Annotated in this window: 22 protein-coding genes; 8 read left to right on the top strand and 14 right to left on the bottom strand. The window is 64.4% G+C overall.

Translation table 11 applies throughout. The features are described from left to right. Positions 1-43: 43 nt before the first annotated feature. Entirely contained in the window at positions 44-1,636 is a 1,593-nt protein-coding gene (locus OK352_RS01065) for an MFS transporter (RefSeq protein WP_265140243.1), read from the bottom strand. A 5-nt stretch (positions 1,637-1,641) separates the two neighbouring features. Continuing rightward, on the bottom strand, positions 1,642-2,067 hold the full coding sequence (locus OK352_RS01060) for a MarR family winged helix-turn-helix transcriptional regulator (protein ID WP_265139535.1): 426 nt from the start codon (positions 2,065-2,067) through the stop codon (positions 1,642-1,644). A gap of 157 nt (positions 2,068-2,224) precedes the next feature. Between OK352_RS01060 and OK352_RS01055 the strand changes: the two genes are divergently transcribed. The 3 genes from OK352_RS01055 to OK352_RS01045 all read left to right on the top strand — a co-directional run bounded on the left by OK352_RS01055 (position 2,225) and on the right by OK352_RS01045 (position 4,568). Further along, positions 2,225-2,845, top strand: a complete 621-nt coding sequence (locus OK352_RS01055) for a TIGR03086 family metal-binding protein (protein ID WP_265139534.1) — start codon at positions 2,225-2,227, stop codon at positions 2,843-2,845. A 114-nt stretch (positions 2,846-2,959) separates the two neighbouring features. Next, positions 2,960-3,823, top strand: a complete 864-nt coding sequence (locus OK352_RS01050) for an alpha/beta fold hydrolase (RefSeq protein WP_265139533.1) — start codon at positions 2,960-2,962, stop codon at positions 3,821-3,823. Positions 3,824-3,827: 4 nt separating this feature from the next. After that, positions 3,828-4,568: an NRDE family protein gene (locus OK352_RS01045; protein ID WP_265139532.1), complete on the top strand. Its 741-nt coding sequence runs from the start codon at positions 3,828-3,830 to the stop codon at positions 4,566-4,568. Positions 4,569-4,675: 107 nt separating this feature from the next. On the opposite strand, the gene OK352_RS01040 is transcribed toward OK352_RS01045, so the two are convergent. Both OK352_RS01040 and OK352_RS01035 read right to left on the bottom strand, forming a co-directional pair. After that, a complete protein-coding gene (locus OK352_RS01040) occupies positions 4,676-5,470 on the bottom strand; it encodes a class I SAM-dependent methyltransferase (protein WP_265139531.1) in 795 nt (264 codons plus the stop codon). 43 nt (positions 5,471-5,513) lie between these two features. Beyond that, positions 5,514-6,128: a class I SAM-dependent methyltransferase gene (locus OK352_RS01035; protein ID WP_265139530.1), complete on the bottom strand. Its 615-nt coding sequence runs from the start codon at positions 6,126-6,128 to the stop codon at positions 5,514-5,516. A 193-nt stretch (positions 6,129-6,321) separates the two neighbouring features. Here OK352_RS01035 and OK352_RS01030 point away from each other — a divergent pair, with 193 nt between their 5' ends. Together OK352_RS01030 and OK352_RS01025 are read left to right on the top strand one after the other, a co-directional pair. Next, entirely contained in the window at positions 6,322-7,104 is a 783-nt protein-coding gene (locus tag OK352_RS01030) for an aminoglycoside phosphotransferase family protein (RefSeq protein ID WP_265139529.1), read from the top strand. A 136-nt stretch (positions 7,105-7,240) separates the two neighbouring features. Beyond that, the gene (locus OK352_RS01025; protein WP_265139528.1) at positions 7,241-8,857 is read left to right on the top strand and encodes an HNH endonuclease signature motif containing protein; all 1,617 of its coding nucleotides are present in this window, start codon (positions 7,241-7,243) and stop codon (positions 8,855-8,857) included. Positions 8,858-9,034: 177 nt separating this feature from the next. On the opposite strand, the gene OK352_RS01020 is transcribed toward OK352_RS01025, so the two are convergent. After that, positions 9,035-9,652 (bottom strand): histidine phosphatase family protein, encoded by a 618-nt coding sequence (locus OK352_RS01020; RefSeq protein ID WP_265139527.1) that lies wholly within the window; start codon positions 9,650-9,652, stop codon positions 9,035-9,037. Between the two features lie 52 nt (positions 9,653-9,704). Here OK352_RS01020 and OK352_RS01015 point away from each other — a divergent pair, with 52 nt between their 5' ends. Together OK352_RS01015 and OK352_RS01010 are read left to right on the top strand one after the other, a co-directional pair. Continuing rightward, the gene (locus OK352_RS01015) at positions 9,705-10,754 is read left to right on the top strand and encodes a lipoate-protein ligase LplAB (RefSeq protein WP_265139526.1); all 1,050 of its coding nucleotides are present in this window, start codon (positions 9,705-9,707) and stop codon (positions 10,752-10,754) included. Between the two features lie 74 nt (positions 10,755-10,828). Then, a complete protein-coding gene (locus OK352_RS01010; RefSeq protein ID WP_265140241.1) occupies positions 10,829-11,650 on the top strand; it encodes a DNA-methyltransferase in 822 nt (273 codons plus the stop codon). A 782-nt stretch (positions 11,651-12,432) separates the two neighbouring features. Here the strand turns inward: OK352_RS01010 and OK352_RS01005 are convergent. The 8 genes from OK352_RS01005 to OK352_RS00970 form a co-directional block, all read right to left on the bottom strand. Further along, positions 12,433-13,656, bottom strand: a complete 1,224-nt coding sequence (locus OK352_RS01005; protein ID WP_265139525.1) for an NAD(P)/FAD-dependent oxidoreductase — start codon at positions 13,654-13,656, stop codon at positions 12,433-12,435. Between the two features lie 365 nt (positions 13,657-14,021). Next, the gene (sufU, locus tag OK352_RS01000; protein ID WP_265139524.1) at positions 14,022-14,462 is read right to left on the bottom strand and encodes a Fe-S cluster assembly sulfur transfer protein SufU; all 441 of its coding nucleotides are present in this window, start codon (positions 14,460-14,462) and stop codon (positions 14,022-14,024) included. Further along, on the bottom strand, positions 14,459-15,751 hold the full coding sequence (locus tag OK352_RS00995) for an aminotransferase class V-fold PLP-dependent enzyme (protein ID WP_265139523.1): 1,293 nt from the start codon (positions 15,749-15,751) through the stop codon (positions 14,459-14,461). Before OK352_RS00995 ends, sufU begins: the two co-directional genes overlap by 4 nt. Positions 15,752-15,814: 63 nt before the next feature. Next, positions 15,815-16,852: a LacI family DNA-binding transcriptional regulator gene (locus tag OK352_RS00990; RefSeq protein WP_265139522.1), complete on the bottom strand. Its 1,038-nt coding sequence runs from the start codon at positions 16,850-16,852 to the stop codon at positions 15,815-15,817. Positions 16,853-16,891: 39 nt separating this feature from the next. After that, positions 16,892-18,313: a GH1 family beta-glucosidase gene (locus OK352_RS00985; RefSeq protein WP_265139521.1), complete on the bottom strand. Its 1,422-nt coding sequence runs from the start codon at positions 18,311-18,313 to the stop codon at positions 16,892-16,894. Continuing rightward, a complete protein-coding gene (locus tag OK352_RS00980) occupies positions 18,313-19,197 on the bottom strand; it encodes a carbohydrate ABC transporter permease (protein WP_265139520.1) in 885 nt (294 codons plus the stop codon). Before OK352_RS00980 ends, OK352_RS00985 begins: the two co-directional genes overlap by 1 nt. Continuing rightward, positions 19,194-20,318 carry a carbohydrate ABC transporter permease gene (locus OK352_RS00975; RefSeq protein WP_265139519.1) on the bottom strand — a complete coding sequence of 375 codons (1,125 nt, stop codon included), beginning with the start codon at positions 20,316-20,318 and terminating at the stop codon, positions 19,194-19,196. Before OK352_RS00975 ends, OK352_RS00980 begins: the two co-directional genes overlap by 4 nt. A gap of 50 nt (positions 20,319-20,368) precedes the next feature. Next, on the bottom strand, positions 20,369-21,628 hold the full coding sequence (locus tag OK352_RS00970) for an ABC transporter substrate-binding protein (RefSeq protein ID WP_372338072.1): 1,260 nt from the start codon (positions 21,626-21,628) through the stop codon (positions 20,369-20,371). A 514-nt stretch (positions 21,629-22,142) separates the two neighbouring features. Between OK352_RS00970 and OK352_RS00965 the strand changes: the two genes are divergently transcribed. After that, positions 22,143-23,042: an amidase domain-containing protein gene (locus OK352_RS00965; RefSeq protein WP_265139517.1), complete on the top strand. Its 900-nt coding sequence runs from the start codon at positions 22,143-22,145 to the stop codon at positions 23,040-23,042. Positions 23,043-23,177: 135 nt separating this feature from the next. Here OK352_RS00965 and pgm read toward each other — a convergent pair whose 3' ends face one another. Continuing rightward, entirely contained in the window at positions 23,178-24,800 is a 1,623-nt protein-coding gene (pgm, locus tag OK352_RS00960) for a phosphoglucomutase (alpha-D-glucose-1,6-bisphosphate-dependent) (RefSeq protein WP_265139516.1), read from the bottom strand. Positions 24,801-24,817: the final 17 nt, after the last annotated feature.

Genomic DNA, 24,817 nt, shown 5'->3' with positions numbered 1-24,817 from the left:
TGTCCTCCCCTGGCTAGGGGCGCTCGCCGAGACGAGATGCTCGTCAGGGGCGTGGCTGCGAAACCTCGTCGTCATCATCGTCGAGATACTGCACGCGGATCTGCCCCGTCAGCGGTTCCGGCTCGATGAAGGGCACGGCCTGCGGCGCCGATTGTGGCAGGCTCACCGCGGCCGTATCGGGGCAGGGCTCGTCATCGCCGCCCACAGGCAGCGGCTTCGTGTCGGGGCGTCGCGCCCCGGCATCCTGGTCTGTCGTCTCGGCGGAAGCCAGCGCTTTGCCGTGAACGTCGAGGTACTCCTTCTCGCCGTCGGCCCCGTGGACGACCTGAATCGGCATGGTGAGTCCCATACGGCCCAGGTTTGACGTCGCAACGCCCGGGAGCGGTTTGCCGAAATGCGTGACGACGAGCCGCCACCGCGAGCTCGGATCCCGATGCAGCCGCAGCTCGCGCGACACGATCAGCCACCCGAGCCCCACGGCGCACGCCGCGAAACCGGCCATCGCCCCGACTCCGAGCGTCCACCGCGCACCAAAGACGTTCGCCACCCAGCCCACGATGGGGGCACCCACCGGCGTCGACCCCATGAGAATCGCGCCGTACAGAGCCATCACGCGACCGCGGATGATCGGTGCCGTCGTCGTCTGCACGTAACTGTTCGCGGTGGTGAGCAGCGTCACGGTCGAGAAGCCCACAAGAATTAGCGAGATCGCGAACGAGATGTAGGTGGGCATGATTCCCGACACACTGGATGCTGCGCCGAAGAGCCCCGCTGCCGTGATGACGATGCGCATCTGGGGTCGTGCTCGACGGGCGGCAAGCAGCGCTCCCGTGAGTGAGCCGATCGCCAGAACCGATGACAGCGCCCCGTACTCACTCGCGCCGCGACCAAACTCGACGGCCATGGTCGACGCGACGATGGGGAAGTTCATGCCGAAGGCGCCCATGATGAACACGATGACGAAGATCACCGTGAGATCGGGTCGCGCCTTGACGTAGAGGAAGCCCTCGACGATGTTCTTGATGGGGCTGCCTGTCGCACGTGGGCTCGGGAACAGCTCTTTCACGCGCAGGCTGATCAGCACCGTGAGCACCGCGAGGAACGACACGGCGTTGATCATGAACACCCAGCCGGAGCCGACGAGCGCGATCAGGATGCCGGCGACCGCGGGCCCGATCAGACGCGCCGTGTTGAACGACGCCGAGTTCAGAGACACCGCATTTGCCATGTTGTCCTGCCCGACGAGATCGGAGACGAATACCTGCCTGGCCGGGGTGTCGATGGCGTTCACGACACCGAGGGTGAAGGCGAAGACGAACACGTGCCAGAGCTGCGCGACGTCGGTGAGCAGTAGGATTCCGAGGCCGGCCGCGAGCAGCATGAGGGCAGACTGCGTGCACATCAGGATCTTGCGCCTGTCGAAGTGATCCGCGATATAGCCGGAGATCGGCACGAGCAGCAGCTGTGGCCCGAACTGCAGCGCCATCGTTGTCCCCACCGCCAGGGCATTGTTGTCGGTCAGGTCGACGAGGACGACCCAGTCCTGCGTCGTCGCCTGCATCCACGCGCCGATGTTCGACACGAGTGCACCGATGAACCAGATGCGGTAGTTGAAGCTCGACAGCGAGCGGAACATATTCTTCACTGGGTGGCGAGACTCCTCATCAGTTCGCTGGCGGCCGCAAGCGTGGCGCGGTCGTCGGGGCTGAGCGTTCGCAGCTGCTGATGCAGCCAGCGATCCCGCTTCTTCACCGTGTTGATGACGGTTTCATGACCGGATGCTGTCAGCGTGACGATCACCTTCCGCCGATCGCTCTCGTCGGCGAGGCGCTCGATGTAGCCGAGCTCTTGCAGCGAGTTCACCGTGCGGTTCATCGACGGGGCAGTGACCCCTTCGCGGTCAGCGAGTGCGGTGAGGGTCTCGCGCCCATGTTTGTGCAGCCCGGCCAGCACCGAGAAGTGGGCGTCGCTCAACTCGCCGTCGGCCTTCTCGGCGCGCAGGCGCCTCGCCAGCCGAAACGTCGCGATGCGCAGTTCTGTGCTCTGCTCTCCGATAGTCCTTGCCACGGCTAATTAGCTTAGCTCATTAGCCTCGCTAAGTAAATGATTCAGCGGGCGGCTTCTCGAAATGTGTGTTCGCCCACGATGGGGCTTGTAGGGGTGATTGCGCATGTGTACGGTGTGAACATAAGGACGATACGGATAGCGATGGCAAGGAGCGATCATGACGACGCCAAGCACGAATTCCCCTGGTGAGGACACGGCAGCGGGAGATGCTGTCGCGTTCGACCTCGCCGATGCCGCTGCGGAGATGCGCCGTGTCGCCGAGAATGTTCGCGACGATCAATTGGAGTCTCCGACACCATGCTCAGACTGGACGGTGCGCGATCTCGCTGAGCACATCTGCGGACTCACGCGGGTGTTCGCCGAGGCCGCACGCCACGAGACCCCGCGCGACGAACCGGCGAATACGGGATTGCCCGAAAGCTGGCAAGAGGAGCTGGCGGCGGGTCTGGATAGTCTCGTTGCTGCCTGGCGCGAGCCGGAGGCGTGGACTGGCGAAGCGGACGCCGGTGGTGTTCGGATGCGGTCCGATGAGATGGCCGTCGTCGTCCTCGACGAGCTCGTGCTCCATGGATGGGACCTGGCTCGCTCGACGGGGCAGGACTTCGTTGCCAGCGATGCCGATATCGCTGTGTGCATGGAGTTCGCCTCCGCGATGTCGACGCCAGAGACTGTGGAAAGCCGCGACGGCCTCTATGGCCCCGTGATTGAGATGACCCCCGACTCGTCGGCGTTCGCGAAACTGCTTGGGCTTGCCGGCCGGAACCCCTCGTGGCCCTGAGAGCTGGGCGACAAGCAAAAAGCGCCTCCTTTTGTGGTTTCGTCCGTGCCGGAGCTCCATGAGTTCTTAGCGACGCTAAACAAATAACGGATGCCGTCGCGCTACGCTGGGCGCATGGAGCCTGAACGCACGGGGGAACCAGACGCAACACGCACGCTCGTCGATGACGACAACGTGCGCATCACGTACTACGAGTGGACTGCTGCGCGGCCTCGCGGCATCGTGCACATCGCACACGGGGCGGGCGAGCACGCGCGTCGCTACGCTCCGCTGGCCGTCGAGCTGGTCGACGCCGGATACACGGTCATCGCCGACGACCACCGAGGGCACGGGCAGACCGGGCTGGACTATCTGGGGCTGTCGCACCTCGGGCCGCGGGGCGTGCGCGGTGCCATCACGGCGCTGCAGCGAGTCGCCGAGACGGTGCGCGAGCAGCATCCGGGCCTGCCCCTGTTCGGACTCGGGCACAGCTGGGGCTCGCTCATGGTGCAGAAGATCATCGCCCGCTCCGGCGTGTACGACGGGGTGATTCTCACGGGCACCTCGCTTGCGGTTCCTGGTGTGCTCAATGGCGGTGATCTCAACAAGCCGTGGCGCGGTCAGCGGTCAACCGGGCTCGAGTGGCTGAGCCGAGACCCGTCCGTCGGGGCTGCGTTCACCGATGATCCGCTGTGCTTCGACATTGCCGAGAAGCCCGTGTGGAACCTCGCACAGGCACTGAGCTTTCTGGGGCGCCCGTCTCCGCGGATGCCGCGAGACATCCCCGTGCTGATCATGGTGGGGTCTGACGACACGATCGGTGGAGAGCGCGGGGCGACCATGCTCGCGGAGGCCTACAGCGGCCGTGCCGGGGTGAGCGACGTGAACCTGGAGATCTTTGCCGGCGCGCGTCACGAGGTGTACAACGAGACGAATCGCGACGAGGTCATCGCACGACTGATCGCATGGCTCGACGAGCACCGCGGCGGAGACGAGTAGCGCCATGTGCACGGTCATCGTTCAGGTCCCCGAATCGCCCGACGGCATTGTGCGCATGCTTGCGGTGCGCGACGAAGACCCGGGCCGGCCCTGGCAGCCACTCGGGGCGTGGTGGCCCGAGATGTATCCGGGAGTTGTGGGCGTGCGCGACGTGCGCGCCGGCGGGGCGTGGATGGCAGCTTACCCGGTGTGTGGCCGCGTCGCCGTGATGCTGAACCGTCCCGACAACCTGGATGCCGCGCCCGGCGAACTGGAATCGCGTGGAGGCTTGGTTCTCGAATCTGTCGAGGGGCGACCGCCGCGCGAGCCGCGCACGGCGGGCTTCAACCTCGTCGAGGTGGCCGGGGCGGCCGTCACGGTGACGACGTGGGATGGCATCAGTCTCGGCATTGAAGAGCTCGTGCCAGGCACACATATGCTTGAGCATCACGAGGTTGATGACCCGGGTTCGGCGCGGATCACGCGGTGGCGGCCCGAGTTTCAGGATGCTGCGCCGCAGGGTGGCGGCTTGCACGACGAGTGGTGGGGTGACTGGGCTGGTGTGCTGAAGCGCAGTGGAGAGCTGTCACCCGACGACGACGCAGCGATCATTCGTGACAACCGTGCCCACGGGTATCCGACGCTGTCGCTGCTGGCCTGTGTCGCGAGCATCTCGCAGGAGGCCGCCGACGTGCGCTTTGCTCCGCTGCAGACACCGGGCCAGTGGAACGCCCTTGACTTCGTGCTGCCTGTCCAGCCCGAGTGACGCCTTCTGCCGTTCTCGCTCAAGAGGTGGGCAACCTCTTCCGGTACTCCCGCACGAAAGTGGCGATAATACTCGGCGGTCGAGGCAAAGAGGCTCACACGGCCACGCTACTGCGCTCCGGCTGTTTGACGTTCAGGCAGGGGGCGGAGCTTGAAGATCAGAATGCCAAGATACCTGTTCATCCACGCCTGCTTGTGAGGGTAGCGACGTGCCGTGTCTTCGGAGAGCTGAGGCTCGACCGTCGCCTCGATCCACAGACCTGCCGCACTGAATGTATTGAGCAGGTTAGAGATCGTGTAGGTGCGTTTGGTCAGTGCGATCTGGTCGTTCCACCCGCTGCGATAGGTGTACGACGAGTCAGAGAAATACTCCTCGCCCAGTGACGTGTCATTTTTCTCAGCCCGTTCGAGGGCGTAGCGAATCGGCTGAGTCCTGGTCAGCAGGATGAAACCGTCGTCGGTCAGCATCGACCGCGCCGTCGTCAATGTGCGGACCGGGTCAGTCGCGTAGCCGAACGACTGCAGAAACATAATCCGGTCGAACGTTCGCCCGGTGAGCTCGCGCATGGACGCGAGCTCGTTCAGATCGGCGTTGATGAGCTGGAGATCGTGCGATTCAGGATCGATGAAGTTGCCGCTGTTGTCGATTCCGGCCGACGAGACCGCTCCGTCACCGACCAGCTCAGCGAGCTTGCCGCCGTTGCCACAGCCGACATCGAGGATCGAGCGACCGGTGACGTCGCCGAGAATTTCCCGCTGCGCTGGCCACTCCACCAGGCGATCGAGTGAGTCTTCCCTTGTCCGGGCCCGTTCGTAATCCGGTGCGAGCTGCTCCCATGCGCGGTCAACATCTCGGCCATCGGCGCTCGTGACCTTGGTCTCGTTCTCGGTTCTGTCTGTCATTCCCACTCACCAGTCGTCGCCGCTCAACGGAACGGCGGCTGACTCATTCTCCCAGCGTAAGCGGCGGTTGACGCCATGTAAGGCAGTAACGCCATAGTGCGAATCGCTGCCAGCGCGCTCCGGGGAGCACGCGAGCCGCGCATTCGCGCACCTCCGTGTACGAGTGCGGTGGCGGCCACTTTGTCGGTGCGGTGTGCTGCCAGAAGTTTCGCGTTCGTGAGTACCGCTGGTGCTGAACGGCGCCCAGCAAGCCCCACGCATAGTCGGCAGGCGTCGTCGCCCGTGCCAATCCCACGACGACGAGGATGCCGCCGGGAGCGGTGAGCTCTTTGAGCCTGCCAAGCGCGCGCTCAAGATCGTCGAAGTGATGCATCGTAGCCACCGATGCGACGACATCGAATGTGCGCCCGAAGTCATAGGTCATCGCGTCGGCGACCACCCAGTCGATGCCGGAATGAGCTTCCTGCGCCGCGGCAAGAGTTGTGGCGTCCACGTCAACGGCGGTGACATCAGGAAGCCGTTCACGCAAGTCACGAGCGAGCAATCCGTTTCCGGTGCCCACGTCCAATGCAGAGATCGCAGCATCCGGTATCGCCTCGAGCACGACACGGTGAAAGTGGATGTTGTGGTTCCACAGAGCTCCATATTGTCGTGCCATGAGCCCATTGTCTACGAGCTGAATCTGAATATGGAAAGCTCAGATGAAGCCGGTGCTGCTCTCAATGATTTTCTGACACGTGTGCGGCACAAGGCCTTACAACACTGAGCGGGTGCCCATTGTCGAATCCGATTTTCGGTAGGTTGAGCTCGTGAAGACTGCAACGCACGACCTCACGATCGGCGAATTTACCGTGCACAAGCGGTTCCTCACCTGGAGTGACGGTGAAGCATCCCGCGAATGGGCGATGCTGTCGCTCCTTGCTGAGCATTCTCCGGGGGTTGCTCCTCGCCCAATTCAGCGAGCACAGGATGGCGATGCTCCTGTAATCGTTATGGAGCGGCTGCCGGGGGCGCCGCTGAGCGCCCGCGACTTTAACGAGACGATCGTCGCCGAACTGGGCCTGGCACTCAATCGTCTCTACCAGGTTCCTCTGGCTTCTGCCCATGAAGCTGGCCTTCCCGAGCGACGCGTCGGTCCAACAAAGATCGTCAGGATGCTGCACTACGAGCTCAATCAGCTGAGGGACGTGAGTGCGTGCGCGGATTCTGGTCTCGTCAGTGAGGCACTCGACGCGGCGCGCGATTACACTGCCCGTCCAGATGCACACCTCACGCCACGCTTGACGTCGATTGGCATAGCTGATCTGAATCCGGCAAACGTGCTCTGGGACGGACATGTATGTCGTCTCGTGGATTTTGAAGATGGCGGACTCACGGAACCCGCTTTTGAAATCGCTGATCATGTTGAGCACATTGCGAACCGACGAGAGGGCAGACTTAGTGCTGGCGCGCTCGGGAAGGCTGTGGGTCTATCGGACGAAGATGTGGTGCGCGTGAACCAGTATCGAGTGCTGTGGGCGAGTTTCTGGCTGCTGATGCTCTTGCCCGGGAACGGTGCATTCTCCAGGAATCCGTCGGGAACAACAGAAGACCAGGCTCGTCACCTTCTTCATCTTTTGGCAGTGCACGTCTGAGCTCTGAACGCTGCGAAATAGTGAGGCACAGGTTGCACCCATGAAGGATGAGGAGCTCCCGAGTTATCGTAGATTAGTTCGAATAAATGTTGTCGAAAGACTAGTATATACGTACGAGTTTTGGTAAACTCGTGGCATGAATTCGGAGCAGTGGTGCACGATGTCGCGGAGTCCGCTCCCGATGGGGGATGCCGGCGACCGACTCGGTGATGAGTTTTGGATGATTCGCGACGCCGTGGAGCTGGAGGACGAATCGGCTTCGCCATTGCCTCAGTTTGGCGATGCGCTCGCGGCGGATCTGGACGCGGTCGGTGAATCCTTCGACCGGGCACAGCGTGCCCACGCGTTCATGATCGATAACCTCTATCGGGCACACGACACATACGTGCGTTCTCGCGATGCGGTTCTTGCACACTCAGATGCGACATCCCGCGCTGGTGGGCTGTCGGAAGACCAGGCGATGGAGCGGTCATTCGCCGCCGAGGTGTCGGTAAAAATCGGCGTCACCGACCGTGTTGCTGAGACGATGATTCACGAGGCCATCACACTGGTGGAGGATCTGCCACAGGTGATGGACGCATTCCGAGTCGGCTTCACCAGCTTTATGCACGCTCGCACCGCAGCTCGGCAAGCCTGGTCGGTGCCTGCCGACGCGCGGGCCGAGTTTGACGCCGCAATCGTGGTTGCGGCTCGCACGCAGACCCCGACTCGATTCACGCAGACTGCTCGAAAGACGCGCGAGGAGCTTCACCCGGAATCCATTCAGGTCCGGAAGGACGAGGCATTCGAAAACAGGCGTGTCGACCACGAACCGGCTGACGACGGCATGGCCTACGTCAGTCTTTACCACTCCGCAGATGTCACCTCTTCGATTGTGGGGCAGGCTGCTGCCCGGGCGCGAGCGCTTCGGGCCGCCGGTGACCCACGTACGCTTCGGCAGATCGAGGCAGACCTGGTCGCCGCAGCCTGCACCACAGGAATCTCTGTGCCCACGGGGTCCGGCACCATTGATAGCAACTCCACCAGAGACGTTGACGACGCAATCGAGGGCGCTGGAAACGCGGATGCTGCTGCTGATCATGTGATTCCGGATGCTGACAAGGTGACCGAGAGTGCTGACACCGCGACGATCGGCAACCCTGGCGACGCGGGCTCACTCGCTGATCGTACGGCCGAAGACGCTACTGACGACGCTGATGCTGGCATCGGGTTCGAGACAGGCGACACTGTAGATGGCGACCCCGCCGATGGTGATACTGTGACGTTGTCGCGTGCGGAGCTTGCTGCGTTGCGTCCGGGTGTTGTGGTCACCGTTCCTGCCCTGTCGTTGATTGGGCGTAGTTCTGAACCGGCGGAGCTCGCCGGGTATGGGCCGATCGACCCGGAGACGGCGAATCTCCTGATCGGGCAGGCGACAAGCTTTACTCGTGTTCTTACGGACCCGGTCTCCGGCGCGTACCGGTACACGGATCCGAATAAGTACCGGTTGAGCGAGAAGATGAAACGCGCGATCCGGTTGCGTGATGTCACGTGCGACTTCCTCGAGTGCGATGCGCCCGTGACGTACTGCGATATCGACCACATTGTGGCGTGGGAAGACGGCGGAAAGTCCACAACACAGAACCTGCACCTGCTGTGTAAACGACACCACACGCTGAAACACGCCACAAAGTGGACACCCACAAGACTCCCCGACGGGCGCGTGCGATGGACATCACCCGCAGGATTCTCCTACATCGTCACCCGAGAGTGAAGCTCTCAAGGTGTGCCGATGATGCTCGCGTGATCAGCGCAGTACCGTGTCGATGCTGATGCTGATGCTGATGCTGGGCCAGATCGCGTAATCGGTCCGGAACGATGGTGCCGGTGAGGGATTGGAATTTGTTGTGCAGGTCACGCACCGGAACGGTGTCTGCTCAAAACTGCACGGTCAGCGGGCGTTGCCAACCGGGACGTTGAAGTTCAGCAGGGATGCCTTGTCGTCTTCGAACGAGAGGGTCGTGAGCGCGCAGTTGTCGACCTCGGGGAAGACGTCGCGGTAGAGATTCGGGTCAATCGAGATCAGAGTGCAGATCACGAGGCGCATCAGAGTTCCGTGGCCGACGACCAGAGCTGTTCCGCCATCGGCGTCGCGGATGATGCGCGCCAGAACCTTGAGCGCACGTGCAACCGCGATGGCTCCCGGTTCACCCGAGGGCATGGGCGACCTCGCCGGTGCCGCCACGAATGCGGCGGCAGTATCCGGATATTTTTCGTAGAGCTCGTCAAGCGTGAGCCCCTCGCCCTTGCCGAAGTCCACTTCGCGCAGGTCCGGCTCGGTCCAGTGCTCGAGGCCCGTAGCCTGCGCCACCGCATCCGCCGTGCGCCAGGCACGCGTCAACTCAGACGAAACGAGCACGTCAGGGCGGTGCTTCGCGGCCCACGCAGCTAGTTCTTCGGCCTGCTGCATGCCGTGGTCGGTCAGTGCGATATCGCTGGATCCGGCGTACCGGTGCTCGCCATGCCAGACGGTCTCACCGTGTCTGACCATAATCAAAGTCGTGCTCATGTCTCCATTGTGCCGCCCCAAGGCACCGACGCAACGGCGATAGGCTGACATCATGCACGGTGAATACAAGGTTCCAGGTGGAAAACTCGTGGTCGTCGACCTCGAGGTGGACGACGGCGTCATCACGGAATTCGCGCTCGCCGGAGACTTCTTCCTCGAGCCAGACGAGGCACTCGGGACGATCGACGACGCAATACGCGGGATGCTGGCAGGCAGCGACACTGCCACGTTCGCTGCCGCGGTGCGGAACGCTCTGCCCGAAGACGCATCCCTTCTGGGCTTCACCCCCGAGTCTGTCGCGGTAGCCACGCGGCGTGCTCTCACGCAGGCCGCGAACTGGCGTGACTTCGAATGGCAGATCATCCACTCTGAGGCCGTGCCCCCGCGCATGCACCTTGCGCTCGACGAGGTACTGACAAGCGAAGTCGGAGCGGGGCGACGCGGGCCGACGCTGCGCATCTGGGAGTGGGACGAGTCCGCCGTCGTGATCGGCAGCTTCCAGTCACTGAAGAACGAGGTCGACCTGAAGGGCGCGGCCAAGCACGGGTTCGACGTCGTCCGGCGCGTTTCCGGCGGCGGCGCCATGCTCATGAAAAAGGGCGAAGTCGTCACCTACTCGCTGTATGTTCCGGCTGAGCTGGTACAGGGAATGTCGTTCACCGACTCCTACGCCTACCTTGACGAGTGGGTGATTGAAGCGCTGCGCTCGCTCGGCATCGACGCCGAGTACAAGCCGCTCAACGACATCACGAGCCCGGGCGGCAAGATCGGTGGAGCCGCTCAGAAGCGCCTGGGCAGCGGGGGAGTGCTGCATCACGTCACCATGAGCTACGACATGGACGGCGAGGTGATGACCGAGGTGCTCCGCATCGGGCGCGAGAAGATGAGCGACAAAGGAACTACGTCCGCCGCGAAGCGCGTTGACCCCCTGCGCAGCCAGACTGGACTCAGCCGCGCCGAGATCATCGAGCGCATGAAAGAGACGTTCGTCTCGCAGACAGGTGCCACGCCGGGCGAGATCACGCCGGAGGAATACGCCGAAGCCGAGAAGCTCGTCGAAACGAAGTTCTCGACCGATGCCTGGCTGAACCGGGTGCCGTAGTGGCGCACGACTCCGTCGGCGCGGATGCTGCAGCGACAGCATCCGTGGTCTCGGAAAGCCCAGATGAACGCCAGCTGCCCGAGACGAGCGTGGTCATCGAGGGCGAGAATCTCACGATTCTGCCCCAATTTCCGGATGCCGCATTCACGCTGATCTACATCGACCCTCCGTTCAACACCGGCCGTGAGCAAAGGCGCACCCGCACCACCCATGTGCGGGCAGCTGAAGGAACGGCGGGAACTGTCACCGGGTTCAAAGGGCAGACCTACGAGCGCATTCGCGGTCAGCTGCATCGTTACGATGACGCGTTCGATGACTACTGGGCGTTTCTCGAGCCGCGGCTGCTCGAGGCGTGGCGGCTGCTCGCCGATGACGGCACCCTGTACCTGCACCTGGACTACCGCGAAGCGCACTACGCGAAGGTGCTGTGTGACGCGATCTTCGGCCGAGACTGCTTTCTCAACGAGATCATCTGGGCGTACGACTACGGCGCGAAGTCGAAGTCGCGGTGGCCGACGAAGCACGACACGATCCTGGTTTACGTGAAGAATCCGCGCGCGTACGTGTTCGACGCCGAGGCGATCGACCGCGAGCCGTACATGGCGCCGGGACTCGTGACGCCCGAGAAGGCGGCGCGTGGCAAGCTGCCGACCGATGTGTGGTGGCACACGATCGTCTCGCCGAACGGTCGGGAGAAGACGGGGTGGCCCACGCAGAAGCCTGTGGGCGTGCTGCGACGCATCGTGCAGGCCTCGAGCCGCGAGGGCGATTGGGTGCTCGACTTCTTTGCCGGCAGTGGCACGACGGGTGCGGCGGCGACGGAGCTGGGCCGCAACTACGTGCTGATCGATGAGAATCCGGATGCTGTCGCGATCATGCGCGAGCGCCTGACGTAGCGGTGCTGCGCCCTGCGTGTGACGCAGCCGTGGCGAGCCTGACGTAGTTGTGCTGTGCCCTGCGCCCGCCGTAGCCGCTCTGCGCATGACGTAGCCGTGCTGCGCCCTGCGCATGACTCAGCGGTCGCGGGCCTGACGAAGTTGTGCTGTGCCCTGCGCCCGCCGTAGCTGCTCTGCGCATGACGTAGCCGTGCTGCCCTGCGCGTGATGCAGCGGTGGCGAGCCTGACGTAGTTGTGCTGTGCCCTGCGCCCGCCGTAGCTGCTCTGCGCATGACGTAGCCGTGCTGCGCTCTGCGCATGACGCAGCGGTGGCGGGCCCGACGAAGTTGTGCTGCGCCCTGCGTCTCACGCAGCTGTGCCGCAGCCCGTGAGCCCGTAAGCGGAACTGCGCGCCACAATCGGAACTGCGCTATGGAAAGTTCTGGCGCGCAGATCCGATTCTGGAGCGCAAAGGTGTGACGTACCGCTTGGCAGCCGCGTCGTCAGGAGTTTCTGCGGTAGGGATGCGACGAGCCAGCGGGGCAACAGCGAGCGCAGTGAGAAGGCAGCGGGTCTGGGCGTCAGGGCAGTGCAGAGCAACATAGCGCCCTGGGGCAGGATGCGTCAGGGCGGGGTGACTCAGCACGCAGTGGCTGGGCTGAGATAGGACAGCGGAACTCACCACGCAGTGGCAGTGCGGAGACAGTGCAGCGCGAGGCAGCGCGTGAGGGCAGCGGGACTCAGCGCGCAGTGGCAGAGCCGAGACGAGGCAGCGCGAGTCAGCGCGTGAGGGCAATGCAACTCAGCGCAACGGGTCGAACGGCGCGATCGCCGGGTCAGTGCGGCCCGTAGCGATGCGCTCGGCGAGCAGCTTGCCCGTCGCTGGACCGAGCACGACGCCCCACATGCCGTGGCCACCGGCGACATACACGTTCGGCGCCCGCGTCTGCCCAACAAGCGGAAGCCCGTCTGGCGTGACCGGCCGCGAGCCGACCCACTCGTCGTGCCGGTTGTCGAGATCGACGCCCGTCATGAGAGTGCGCACCTGATTGACAATCGCCTGGATGCGGCGGTGCTGCAACGGGTCATCCGGCCCGCGAAACTCCATGGTGCCCGCAATGCGGAATCTCCCCTGGTACGGCGTGCAGGCGATCCGCTGCGTCGGCAGGTAGACCGGATGCTCGGCCGGCTCCGCGGTCTCGACGGTGAACGAGTACCCACGACCCGCCTGCACCCGAACGTTGACACCGAATTGCCGTGCCAGCTCCGGCATCCATGCGCCCGTGGCGATCACGACCGAATCCGCGGTGAGGGTCTCACCCGTCGCGAGCGTCACCGATGGAGCGGATGCTGATGAGACCGCGGTCACCTCGTGGCTCAGCCGCATCTCGGCACCGCGCGCCTCGACGGAGTCCGCGAGGGCGTGCACGAACGGGCCCGGCTCGATGAACCGTTGCCCATCCATGCGGTATGCAGCGCCGATGTTGTGCGACAGCTGCGGGGCAAGCGCGCGTGGGTCGTCCAAGCGCTCGACGGTGACGCTCTGACCGTGCTGGATCACACCGGCAACGTCGCGCATGAACCCCTTCGCCTGCTGCTCCCGCTGGAACCCGATGACAAACGGACCTTCACGCGTCCACGAGTCGATGCCGCCCCCGAGCAACTCGTCGAAGCTCTCGAGCGCGATCTTATCGATCGGCGTGAGGGCCGCCATCGCGCGGTCCCAGGCGCGCTGCGTGCCGTGAGCCGCGAAGCGTGCGAGGAATGACCACAAGCTGAGGTCCACGCGCATAGGAATGTGCAACGCAGCATCCGGGTCGATCAGCGCTTGCGGACCATACGTCCAGATGCTCGGGTCCGCGAGCGGGATCGTCTTCGCGGGAGCGAGCCAGCCGGCATTGCCCCACGAGGACCCCGCCGCGACGCCGCCACGATCGACGACCGTCACGTCGACCCCGTGTTCCTGCAGATGCCAGGCCGTCGCGAGCCCGACCATTCCCGCTCCGATGACGATCGATCGTGTCATGTAGCCCTCCTCGAGCTCGCGCCTTGCGTCTCGGCCAGTATCGGAAACCTGTCGGCCAATCGCAAGGCTTGTTTTTGTCTGATGGGTACCTCCGGTTTGTCGCCGCATCTCGGCGCGATCTGTGACGCTCGGTCACGTCCTGTCACGCTCAGCTGCGCGAGCCCGGTTGCGCCACGAATTGTGTGGTGTCGAGTCATATTTGATACGCCACCACACAACCCGTGGCGCTGAACGGGGGTGCGGCGCGAGGCGCGGCTGAGCTTGGGGCAAAGGGCGCGGGCGGGCGCGAGGCGCTGAACGGGGTGCTGCGTGCCGCGCGGAGCGAAGAGCGCGGGGCGCAGGCGGAGAGGCGGAGCACGTTGTGCCTACGGCAGCTGTGCAAGGGAGTCCTCGAGCGCGACCCACGCCAGCATCGCGCACTTCACGCGGGCGATGTAGCGCGAGACTCCCTCAAGTACAGCCGCATCGCCGAGAGGTTCGTCGTCGGCGACACCGGCTCCCTTCGACCGCATCAGCTCGCGGAAGAGCGCAATGCGTGCCGGGGCATCGGCTACCGGCATCCCGGCCGCCAAGTCGCTCAGCAGCGACGCCGACGCCATCGAGATCGAGCAGCCAGCGCCCTCCCACGCGACATCATTGATCGTCGCGCCGTCCTCAGAGAGATGCACCTGCAGCGTAAGCTCATCGCCGCACGTCGGGTTCAGTTGGTGCGAGGATGCTGCTTCGCCCTCACGCAATCCGAAACCGTGCTTCTCGCGGGAGTGGTCAAGGATCACCTGCTGGTACAGGGATTCGAGCCCGCTCATGCGCTCACCCCGAAGAACGAGCGCACACCGGAGAGGGCATCGAGAAATGCGTCGACGTCGTCTGTCGTGTTGTAGAGGTACGTGCTCGCGCGCGTCGACGCCGTCATGCCGAAGCGACGGTGCAACGGTTGTGCGCAGTGGTGCCCGACGCGAACGGCGATGCCGCGATCATCGAGGAACTGCCCCGCGTCGTGGGCGTGGACGCCCTCAAGGTCGAACGCTGCGAGACCTGTGCGGGCGACAGCATCCGTCGGCCCGAGAAGTCGCACGCCGTCGATCTGCTGCAGACCGTCAACCAGACGCGCACCGAGCTCGTGCTCGTGCGCGGCGATGCGGTCGAGGCCCACGACGCTGAGATAGTCGCAGGCTGCTGCGAGGGCGATGGCCTGCGAGATGCGCTGCGTGCCCGCCTCAAAGCGCTGCGGCGCCGGCAGGTACTCGGCCGATTCGAGCGTCACGGTCGTGATCATCGACCCGCCCGTGAGAAACGGCGGCAGCGCATTCAGCAGGTCGCGCCGCCCGTACAACACGCCGATCCCCGTGGGTGCGAGCATCTTGTGGCCTGAGAACACGGCGAAGTCCACGTCGAGGGCGTGCAGGTCGACGGGCATGTGCGGCACCGATTGGCACGCGTCGAGAACCACAAACGCCCCGACTGCGCGTGCCAGACGCACCAGCCCGTCGACCGGCGCGATCGCCGCTGTCACGTTCGAAACATGAGCGATGGCAACGATGCGCGTGCGCTCGCCGATCACCTCGGCCGCGGCCTCGAGCGTCACCTGCCCCGAGTCATCGACGGGGATCGCACGCACGACGGCTCCCGTGCGCGCGGCGAGCTCCTGCCAGGGGATGAGGTTGGCGTGGTGCTCTGACTCGGTCACAACGATCTCGTCGCCGGGCTCGAGCCGAAACTGCGCGGATGCTGCCCCGCCACGACCTGCCGTCGCGTTACCGATCGCATAGGCGACGAGGTTGAGGCCCTCTGTCGCGTTCGACGTCCACACGATCTCGTCGGCGTCGGCCCCGACGAACGCGGCGACGCTTTCGCGCGCCCGCTCGAACTGCTCGGTCGCCTCGGCCGCGAGCGTGTGCGCCCCGCGGTGCACGGCAGCCGTGAAGTTCTCGGCAAACCATCGTTCGGCGTCGAGCACGTTCGTCGGTTTGAGGCTCGTTGCTCCCGAGTCGAGATACACCAGGGGTTTCCCATTCACGAGCGCCCCGAGCTCGGGGAAATCGGAGCGGATGCGGCGGACCGCCGTGTCATCGAGGGGAAGCGTCTGAACAGTCACGTCCCCATTGTCTCGCGGAGCGCCCCGCTCGTGGGCGGTGTTACCAACCAGGCTGCCGCCGATTCAGCGCCTCGGCGCCGTCGAGTCACGCACCACGAGATCAATGGGAATCATTGTTGCGTTCGGAACCGTCTCGTCGCCCTCGATGAGCCGCAGCAGAATGCCGGCCATCGCATCGCCCATCTGCTCTGGTGACTGATTGACGGTGGTCAGGGGCGGGGATGCTGTCGCGGCATACCTGTCGTTGTCGTATCCCACGACGGAGATGTCGTCGGGCACGCGCAGGCCCGCACTGCGGAGCGCCGAGTACGCACCGACCGCCATCTGGTCGTTCGCCGCGAACACGGCGTCGATGGGCTTTCCGCTGTCAAGCAAAGTCCGCATCGCCGCCGCGCCGTCTGACGGCGAGAAGTCACCGTAGGCGATGAGCGAGTCGTCGAGCCGGGCGTCCGCCATCGCTGACCGCCAGCCGTCAAGCCGGTCGTGACCACCCGGCATATCGGTGCGGCCGGCGATCGTCGCGATGCGCCTGTGCCCCAGCTCGATGAGGTGGTTCGTCGCCAGACGGGCGCCTTCGACGTTGTCGACGTCGACGTAGTACCCGGTGACGGCCTCGGGGATCAGCGGCCGCCCGGCAAACACCATCGGAACCGTCGCGCCGAGCTGCGTGTACGAGTGGTCGCTCACGTGGTGAGACACGATGAGAGCCCCGTCGACGTTGCCGCCGCGCAGATACCGCCGGGTTTTCGCCGAGGAGTTCTCTGTCTCCATCAGTAGGCTCAGCGTGTACTCGGTCCCCGCGAGATGCAGCGCAATGCCCTGCACGATTGACGAGAAGAACGGGTCGTCGAAGACCTTCGCCGCGGTCTCCGGCACGATCACAGCGATCGCCTGCGTCTTGCGGCTCGCCAACGAGCGGGCCACGCGGTTGGGCACGTAGCCGAGCTCGTCAATCGCCGCGTTCACGATCGCAACGACCTCGTCCGTGACCTTGGGCGAATTGTTGACGACGCGTGACACGGTAGCGCGCGAGACGCCCGCGTGCGCGGCGACGGCCTCGAGGGTGGGCGCGCTTGACTTCGCCATCATCCGATCAGTCATCGTGCCCGCCCTCCGTCGCGCAGTGTGCCTGTCACCACCTTAATGCGCGGATGCCGTCTCGCGACGTGCGTCGGAGCGAGCCTGCGCGATGATCTCGGCGTACGCACGGCCTGAGTCCTTGATGGTGCGCTCGAGCGTCTCGTAGTCAACGCGCACGATGCCGAACCGCTTGTCGTAGCCCCATGACCACTCGAAATTGTCGAGAAGCGACCACACGAAGTAGCCGCGCACGTCGGCACTGTCGGCAATCGCGTCCGAGATGGCCTGAACGTGGTCCCGGATGTACGCCTCGCGCTCGGGGTCGCGCACACGCCCGTCTTCTGACACGACATCGTCGTAGGCCGAGCCGTTCTCCGTGACAAACAGTGGTGGCATGTTCGGGTATTCGCGGCCGAGGCGTGTCAGCAGCACGCGCAGTCCGGACGGGTTGACCTCCCAGCCCATCGCCGTGCGGGGCAGTCCGCGCGAGGGGAAGGACAGGTTGTCGCTGCCGACCCAGGGAGAGGAGATCTCACGATCCGTTGCACCGGAGTGGCCGTCAGAGCCCGGCGTCGGGTGCCCCGAGACCTGGTCGTCGTGGTAGTGGTTGACGCCGAGGAAGTCGATCGGGGACCCGATGATCTCCATGTCGCGCGGCTGGATCAGCTCGCGAAGCCCGAACTGCTCGAGATCCGAGAGGGTGTCGTCGGCGTAGGCGCCTGTGACGATCGGGTCGAGGAACACGCGGTTCTGCAGCACGTCGAAGCGGCGGGCTGCCTCCACATCGACGGGGTCATTCGCATCGAGCGGAATCGAGTTCGACAGGTTCAGCGTGATGCCGAGGTTCTCGGCGCCCAGCTCGCGGAGACGCTGCACGGCGAGGCCGTGGGCGAGGTGCTGGTGGTGGATCGCTGCGACGGCAGCATCCGGCTCTTGCCTGCCCGGCGCATGAACCCCGGAAGCATAGCCGAGCAGCGACGAGCAGAACGGCTCGTTGAACGTCGTCCAGTGCTGCACACGGTCGCCGAGGGCGTCGTACATGACCTCGGCGTAGCGGACGAAGCGCTCTGCCGTCTCGCGGTTCGCCCAGCCGCCGCGCTCTTCGAGCGCCTGCGGGAGGTCCCAGTGATACAGGGTCAGCCAGGGGCGGATGCCGGCGGCGAGAAGCTCATCGACGAGGCGGCTGTAGAAGTCGACGCCTTCAGGATTGACCTCGCCGTCGTCGGGGAGCACACGCGACCAGCTCGTCGAGAACCGGTAAGTGTCGAGACCGAGCTCGCGCATGATGGCGACGTCTTCGCGGTAGCGGTGGTAGTGGTCGACAGCCGTCTCGAGATTCTCGCCTCGGGCGATCGCCCCGGGAACGCGGGCGAAGGCGTCCCACACGGAGTCGCGCTTGCCCCCTTCGTGCCCCGCGCCCTCGACTTGGGCGGCTGCTGTGGCGGATCCCCACATGAACGTCGGCGGGAAATTGAGTGTCATCAGCCTTTCACAGCTCCTTGCATGATTCCGGAAATGAGTTGCTTGCCTGCCACTACGAAGAGTACAAGCAGCGGGATGGTCGAGAGTACAGCACCGGCCAGCACGACAGAGTAATCGACGTAGTGCGCCGACTGCAGCTGGCTGAGTGCCGTCTGCAGCGTGGGGTTCGTCGAGTCGAGCACGAGCAGGGGCCAGAGAAAGTCGGTCCACGCCGTCATAAACGTGAACAGAGAGAGGATCGCCATGGCTGGGCGGGCCGCGGGCACAGCGACGTGGAAGAACGTACGGATCATGTTCGCACCGTCGACACGGGCGGCCTCGAGCAGCTCATCAGGGATGACGTCGACGAGGTACTGGCGCATAAAGAACACACCGAACGCGGTGACCAGCAACGGAATGATGACCGCGCCGATGCTGCCGGTCCAGCCCCACGTGCGCATGAGCATGAAGAGCGGAATGATTCCCAGCTGCGTGGGGACGGCGAGTGTCGCGATCACGAAGACCATGAGCCCATTGCGGCCGCGGAAGCGCAGCTTGGCGAATGCATAGCCCGCGAGCGTCGAGAACGTGACGACCGAGATCGTGACGACGCTCGAGATGATGAGGCTGTTGCCGAGGGCCTTCCAGAATGGGATCGATTCGAGGACCGTCTGGATGTTGACCCAGAACTGACCCCCGGGAAGCAGGGGCGGCCAGCTGAGGCCGAAGTCCGAGTTGGGTCGGGTCGACATGACGAACGACCACCACAGCGGGTATGCCGAACACACCAGGAACACCGTGAGAAGCCCATAGGTGAGGAAGCCGGGCCTGCGGTCGATGCCGTAGAACCGACGGCGCTTCTCCGCTCTCGGAGCCGTCTGCTTCTTCTCGGTTGCGACGCTCATCGAGGGACCTCCTTGGTGCGATCGGACGAGTGCGTGCCGTGGTTTTCGCTCGCACTCTGAGCCCCACGGGCGCTCGGGGCGGATGCTGTGGCCTGACCCTGCCGGTACCGGGCGAGGCGTCGGTGCCGCCGCGATCTCGATACCTTGGTTTCGGCCGTCGCTATCGATTTCGACAGCATGAAGTTGATCAGGCCGATGCCCACGATGATAAGGAACAGCAGCCAGGCGATGGCCGACGCTTTACCGAAGTTTTGTCGGAAGAATGCCATCTCCCAGAGGTAGAGAACGGTGGTCTGGAACTGCCGCTGGGAACCGCCGGCCGTTGCTGCGTCGAACATGCGGGGCTCGACGAAGATCTGCAGGCCACCGATCGTCGCCGTGATGATGACGAAGACCATGGTGGGACGGATGCTGGGGAGTGTGATGCTGAAGAACCGGCGCAGTGCTCCGGCCCCATCCAGCGCCGCTGATTCGTGGACGTCGCGCGGAACCGACTGCATGGCGGCCAGCAGAATGAGGGCGTTGTAGCCCGTCCAGCGCCAGTTCACCATGGTCGCGATCGCGATGTGGCTGGGGAGCGTGTCGGTCTTCCACCCGATGGCGTCGAGGTTGAAGTTCTGCAGCATGTTGTTGATGAGGCCGTAGTCCTCACTGAACATGTTCGAGAAGATCAGGGCAACAGCCGCGGGGGTGACCACGTACGGCAGCAGGACGCTCATGCGCCAGAACGTCTTCGACCGGATGTTCTGGTCGAGGATGGCCGCGATGAAAGTCGCGGCCACAAGCTGCGGGATCGCCGATAGCAGGAAGATGCTGAACGTGTTGAACAGGGAGTTCCAGAAGTACTCGTCCTGCAGGATGCTCGCGAAGTTGGCGAGGCCGACGAAGTCGCCCTGCCCCTTCAGCAGATCCCAGTCGAAGAGCGAGACGACGAACGTATAGACGAGGGGAAAGAGCCCGACGAGTCCGAAGAGAATGAAGAACGGGGCGACGTAGGCGTAGGGGGATGCCTTGACGTCGACGCGGCTGAGCCAGTGGCGGCGCCGTTCAGAGCGTGAGGGAGTGCGCGGTGTGGAGGAGCGCGGGGGCGTCGAGGTGCCCGGGGAGAGTGTCGCAGTCATGAGAGCCCAATCGTGTGGGGCTCCCGGCTCTCACCGGGAGCCCCGTGACATCAGTTGTCGATGACGAGGTCCTGCAGAAGGTCGAGTGCCTTCTGCCAGGCTTCATCGGCTGTTGCTTCCTGCTGGTCGAGCAGGTTGAGCGCCGGGCCGAAGACGTTCTCCTGAATGACGGAGTCGTCCGGGCCCTTGAACTGCGCCTTCACGCCCTTAGCGCGCTCGGCGAGGATCGCTCCGGTGGGGGCATCGTTGAAGAGCTCGTTCGGTGTGGCCTCTTCGGCGAGCTTCTCTTCAGCTTTAATCGTGCTGGGGAAGTTGCCGGCAGCTTTGGACTGCTTCACCTGCTGCTCCGGGTCTGTCAGCCAGGCGGCCAGCTCGGCTGCGGCTTCAACGTGCTCGCTCGTGGTGGGGATCGAGAGGAACGAACCGCCCCAGTTCACTGGCCCTCCGGGGAAGACGTCGGCGAAGTCCCAGCCGGTGCTGGCGTCGCCGCCACCGGCCTCGAGCTGCCCCTTGATGGTGCCGAGCATCCAGCCCGGGCAGACGAACGTGGCGAAGGAGCCGTCAACGAAGGCCTTGCCCCCGCCCCAGTCCCACGCGGTCTGCGCGGCCGACTGGCCATTCAACGTCGCCTCGGCGAGCTGATTGAAACGGTCGCGCATCTCGGTGTTGCCCTTGATGTTGAGCTCGCCGTCCGAGGTGTAGTAGCCCTCGTCCATCTGGTTCACCATGGAGTTCCAGACGAAGCCGGAGTGGTCGTACCACGCCTTGCCTGTCTTCTCGGTGTACTCGGCACCGAGCTTGAAGTACGTGTCCCAGCTCGCGTCGTCTCCGCCGAAGAGCTCGGCGACCTCGTCGCGGTCACTGGGAAGTCCCGCCTCTTCGAACAGTTTTCCGTTGTAGCAGAGGCCCGTGGGCCCGATGTCCGTTCCGTAGCCGATGACGCGGCCGTCCGGGTCGGTGCCCTGCTCGAACTTCCAGTCGAGCCAGCGGTCCTTGATGTCCTGCGCGCCATAGTCGTTGAGGTCGACGAAGCGGTCGGACACCTCCATGATCGCGCCAAGCCAGCCCTCTTCGACGGCGACGATGTCGCTCAGGCCGGAGCCGGCTGCGAGCTTGGTGAAGGCATCGGTACGGGCGTTTCCTCCGGTGTCGATGTTCGTCGGCTTGATGGTGATGTTCGGGTGCAGTTCTTCGTACTCGGCGTACAGGTCGTCGTAACCGAAAGTGCCGAACGTTGTGATGGTGAGGGTGATGTCTTCATCACCGGATGCTGCCGAGCCGCCGTCTGCTGAACAGCCAGTGGCCAGCATGGCGAGGGCCGCAACGCCGGCAACTGTTGCTGTTGCCTTGGTGCGTCGTGAGAGTTTCACGGTCACTCCTTTGTGGGTGGTGGGTGCGGTTTCTGTGAGGCGAAGGGTGAGAGCGCTCTCATTTGGGGGCGTGAGAGCGCTCTCACGCAATCTGGAAAGACTCTAGACAGGTGCGTGGTGATTTGTCAATCGTCTCCACGAGGTTCAGTCGCGAACCCGGTGTGCGCGTCGCCTTCGACAGGAGCGGCGTACGGTTCGCAAACAGCGCGGACGACGCTCGCGACGGAAGCGGAGAGCGCCCCGGCAGGATGCGGGGAGAGTTTCATGACCGGGTGCGATCAGGGCTGGCGGCCGGGCGTGAGCATTGAGCAGCGCACCGTGTGATGCTGAGTGAGAGACGGTTGGTGAAAGCAGGAAGGCTCATATCGCGGAAGAGTACGGGGACGCACGAGGTGCACTCAGAGCACTTCGCCTATGATTGAGAGCGGTTCCTGTCCCCGCCCCGAAGGTCTTTATGCGCCATTCGCCACGTGCCGTCGCTGCTGCGGCGGTATTCGTCGTGTCTGCGCTGCTCCTCGCCGGGTGCACGGCGGCCTTCGCCGAAACCGCGAGTGAGGGAACCCATCACGAGCCTCGTCCCGTCCCGTCGGCGACGGCGACAGCGGTCTCGATTCCGACCGTGAACGAGGTTTCACCGGCATCCGGATCTCTCTCGGGGGGCGACACTGTGACCCTCACGGGTGAGTCGCTCGGACAGGTGAGCGCTGTGACGTTCGGAGATCGCGCCGCGACGGATCTGACGGTGGTCGACGACAACACGCTGACGGTCGTTGCACCTCGTGACGCGACATACCAGCCGGGCACCGTCGACGTTGTCGCGATGATCGGCGAGCAGGCGGTTCCGGCATCGGCTGAACTCAGCTATGAGTACACCGCGGTGACGCCCGTCGATCGCCAGATGCAGTACGCCCTCGCGTACTGGAAGGACTACAACGACGAGGAATGGGGCGACTACAACCCGCTGGGCGGAGACTGCGCCAATTTCGTGTCGCAGACTCTCGCCGCCCGAGGCTGGGAACCCACGAACACGTGGCACAACTACTCGGGAACGGCGACGAATGCGTGGGCGTTCGTGCCCGCCTTCGACAACTGGTTGCAGACCGTGCCCGACGTCACGCGACTGTCCAGCGATCAGCGCGATCAGATCGAGGTCGGCGACGTCGCCGTCTTCAGCTGGAGCGGCACCACGTATCGCGACCACGTCATGATCGTGTCTGACGTCGTCACGAACGACGACGGCAGCATTGACATCAAGCTCGTGGGCCACAACGTTGACTACGATTTCCGCGACTTCGACGAGACTGTCACCGAGGAGCATCCCGGCGGAGACGCCTGGTTCTACTCGATTCCGTAGGCCGTACGGTACGGGCGCGTGCACAATTTCGGACTTTTGGCGCGACACGCCGGTAAAAGGCGCCCACACGTCGGTTTCAGCGACAGATTTCCGAAATAAGCGCACGGTTCGTGCCGACGGTAGGGTCGCGGCTCGTCAGCCCTCCAGGGCGGAGTCCACGATCGTTTTCGCCTCGGCAAGCACCTGCTCGAGGTGCTCGGTGCCGCGGAATGACTCGGCGTAGATCTTGTACACGTCCTCTGTCCCGCTCGGGCGGGCCGCAAACCACGCGTTCTCGGTGACCACCTTGACGCCTCCGATGGCCGCATCGTTTCCCGGGGCATGCGAGAGCTTCGCTGTGATTGGTTCGCCCGCAAGTTCGGTGGCACGGATGCTGTCGCCGTCGAGCTTCTTCAGCACGGCCTTCTGGGCGGGCGTCGCCTTCGCATCTACGCGCCGGTAGGCGGGGTCCCCGAAGCGTTCGGTCAGTTCGGCGTAGAGCTGCGACGGCGACTTTCCCATGACCGCGCGGATCTCAGCGGCAAGCAGGCACAGCAGGATGCCGTCTTTGTCTGTCGTCCAGACGGTGCCGTCTGTGCGCAGGAAGCTCGCTCCGGCGCTCTCTTCACCGCCGAAGCCCACCGACCCGTCGACAAGGCCCGGCACGAACCACTTGAACCCAACCGGAACCTCCCAAAGCTTGCGGCTGAGGGATGCTGCAACACGGTCGATCATCGAGCTCGACACGAGTGTCTTGCCCACTGCAGCATCCGGCTTCCATCCGCTGCGATGCTGGGAGAGGTAGTGGACTGCTACGGCGAGGAAGTGGTTCGGGTTCATGAGCCCCGCGTCGGGCGTGACAATGCCGTGCCGGTCAGCATCCGCGTCGTTTCCCGTGAGGATGTCGTAGTCGCTTCGGTGCTCGAGCACGGAGGCCATGGCCGAGGGGCTCGACGGGTCCATGCGGATCTTGCCGTCCCAGTCGAGCGTCATGAACCGCCAGGTCGGGTCAACGAGCGGGTTCACAACGGTGAGGTCGATGTCGTACCGGTCGGCGATCGCCTGCCAGTAGTGCACGCTGGCGCCGCCGAGAGGGTCGGCACCGATGCGGATGCCGCTGTGCTTGATGGCATCCATGTCGATGATGCTGGCGAGATCGTCGACGTATCGGCCTCGGAAATCGTACGTGTCGACGGCCGCCGGTTCGGCGCGCTTCACCTCTGAGAGGCCGCCCTCGATGAGTGCGTTGGCGCGGTCGGCGATCCACGTTGTCGCGTCGCTGTCTGCCGGCCCACCGTGCGGCGGGTTGTACTTGAAACCGCCATCGGACGGCGGGTTGTGGCTTGGCGTGATGATGATGCCGTCGGCGCGATCGTGGTGCGCCGGGTCGTTGTTGTAGACGAGGATCGCGTGGCTGAGCGCGGGCGTGGGGACGAAGTCGTCGTACTCATCGACGAGAACGTGCACCTGGTTCGCCACGAGCACCTCGAGCGCCGTCGTGCGGGCCGGGGCGCTGAGCGCGTGCGTGTCGGCCCCGAGGAACAGTGGCCCGTCCACCCCGATCGATGCCCGGTACTCCACGATGGCCTGGGTCGTCGCGGCAATGTGAGCGTCGTTGAATGCCGTGTTGAGCGATGATCCACGGTGCCCGCTCGTGCCGAAGACCACGCGCTGCGCTGCGACGCTCGGGTCGGGAGTGCGCTCGTGGTAGGCGGCGATCAGAGCTTCGACGTCGATCAGGTCGGCCTCTGTGGCGAATGTTCCGGCACGTTCGTTCATCTGCCCATTCTCTCAGT

It is taken from the genome of Microbacterium sp. MPKO10, assembly GCF_026107415.2.
Taxonomy (GTDB): Bacteria; Actinomycetota; Actinomycetes; order Actinomycetales; family Microbacteriaceae; genus Paramicrobacterium.
Note: the sequence above shows the minus strand (reverse complement) of the source record. Positions and strands in the feature narration are given on the sequence as shown.